This is a genomic window from Rahnella perminowiae, assembly GCF_019049755.1.
In the GTDB taxonomy this organism is placed as follows: domain Bacteria; phylum Pseudomonadota; class Gammaproteobacteria; order Enterobacterales; family Enterobacteriaceae; genus Rahnella; species Rahnella perminowiae.
On sequence record NZ_JAFMOS010000221.1, the window covers coordinates 1 to 2,111 of the forward strand.

Genomic DNA, 2,111 nt, shown 5'->3' on the forward strand with positions numbered 1-2,111 from the left:
ATAATTCTGTCCGCGTCCTCATTTTTACGGCCCGCATTTCTTCACTCATTACTTCGCGAAAAATGTGGTGCCGTAAAAACCTGAAAACCGTCACGCCTTAAGCAAGAGTCGGCTGAAATAGTGGGGCACTATAGGAGACCTGCGAATAAAACTAAGGCAGGGATTAATATTGGCTCTCACGGACTACCCTGATGATGTCGGAATAACACTGACGACTTTCTTTAATTCTTGTTTCATCCAGTGTAAATCCACGTAGGTTAGTTTTTTCTGTCAGTGCAATTTTGTCTGGCAGTTCCTCGAACCGTGTAACGCCAACCTATCATTGGAAGAGATCAAGCGCCAGGCGCAGTCGCTGAACGAAGAAGAAACGGTGATCGATTTCCAGATTTAACAGGCAAATCGTAGAACGGTAGGGGTGATCCTCTTTTTCGATCGGACCTTAAACACCGCGGTTGACCGAAAAAGAAGGTCAACCCCTACCGGTTACGGCCACTTTGAATTCCACAGCATAAAATTTCGTTTCGCCGCGCAAAACCTCTTTCCGAGCTTCTCTTTCTACCTGATAACGCAGCATTGATTGCCTCGCCTCCGTTAAAGTGAAATGAACTTATTAAGGAGACGCTATGCTCGCACAACGTTTACAGGATGCTACACTGCTGCGCCAGCAGGCTTTTTTTAACGGTCACTGGCAAGGCGCGCTTAACGGCGAAATGCTACCGGTCACCAACCCATCAACGGGCGAAGTGGTTTGTACCATTCCGGCGCTCGGCGCGAAAGAAACCGAGCAGGCGATTGCCTTTGCCGATGCCGCACGGAAAAGCTGGGCGAAAACCCCGAACGCGCAGCGTGCGCTGCTGCTGGAAAAATGGCATCAGCTGATCCTCGACAACACTGACGACCTCGCCGCCATCATGACCGCCGAGCAGGGCAAGCCGCTGGCGGAAGCGAAGGGCGAAATCCGCTGGCGCTGGTCGGCGTCACCTATGTGCTCTCCACCCTTGACTGTTCACTGCTGCTGAATGCCGGAACGCTGCGCCCGATGCGGGCAATATTGCCGCCGGGCACCATTATGAACTGCGAAGCTCCGGCGGCGGTGGGAATGCGTTCGCTGACCTGCGCAATGTCGCAGATCGCCACCGTCGGCGCGTTTTCTCTGGCAATGCCGGAGCGCCTGCCGGCTAACTCGCCGGGCGGCAATTCCATCATCAATATCCGCACTGTCGACGGGCAGAATCGCAGCGTGGTTGCCTCGCTCGGTCCGGTTGGCGGCGGTGCGGGCGGCACGCCGAAGCACGATGGGCCCGATGGCTCCGGCGGCCTGTCGGCGTTTCTGAAGAATACGCCGATTGAGATTAATGAAACGGAAGTGCCGGTGCGTTTCCACCGCTACGGGCTGGCGCCCGACAGCGCCGGGGCAGGGGAGTATCGCGGCGGGCTGGCAACGGAGATGGCGTTTGAGGTGTTCGTGCCGAATACCACAATTACCGCCCGCAATCGCAATCGCTCGGTGTTCTCCTCGGCGGGCGCGGCGGGCGGCAGAGCGGGCAGCACCTCGTGGTTCCGCACTGAACACGCCGACGGACGCGTCACCGAGCACGGCAATACCGACGTGATCCACTGCGGACCGGGGGATGTAGTCGCCATTAAAGGCCCCGGGGCTGGCGGCTACGGCCTGGCGAAAAATCGCAGCGCGCAGGCGGTATTACAGGATGTGCAGTGCGGTTTTCTCAGCGAACGGGCCGCGCGAGAGCAGTACGGCGTGATGCTACAGCAGGGCGAGATTGATGAAGTTGGCACTGCGGGTTTACGCAGCCAGATGCCGGAAAGTAACGGGGAGCACTTTGACGTGGGTAGCGCCCGCCGTGAGTTTGAAACGCTGTGGACGCCGCAACGCTACCAACTGCTGACCACATTCCTCGCGCAGCGCCCGGTGGTTTGGCGTCACTTCCTTAAGCATCAGGTTTTTGCGGCGGTGCAGGCAGGCGAGGGTAGCGAATTAGCGTTGGAACAGCAGATGTCTGAGCTTTTCGCAAAATTACTTAAACGCTTTCCCGCTTTAAACGCCGCGTTATAAATGTAACGCTGATGATTGGCCTCGATGAGTTTTGCAA

3 pseudogenes are annotated in these 2,111 nt (G+C 56.8%); all 3 read left to right on the forward strand.

The annotated features are described in order from the left end of the window. Positions 1–271: 271 nt before the first annotated feature. Positions 272–391: pseudogene (gene cbl, locus J1785_RS26590) on the forward strand (HTH-type transcriptional regulator Cbl); the annotation flags it as partial. Between the two features lie 232 nt (positions 392–623). Continuing rightward, positions 624–959 (forward strand): annotated as a pseudogene (locus J1785_RS01470) (aldehyde dehydrogenase family protein); the annotation flags it as partial. Further along, positions 941–2,074, forward strand: a pseudogene (locus J1785_RS01475) (hydantoinase B/oxoprolinase family protein); the annotation flags it as partial. The pseudogenes J1785_RS01470 and J1785_RS01475, both read left to right, overlap by 19 nt. Between the last annotated feature and the right edge of the window lie 37 nt (positions 2,075–2,111).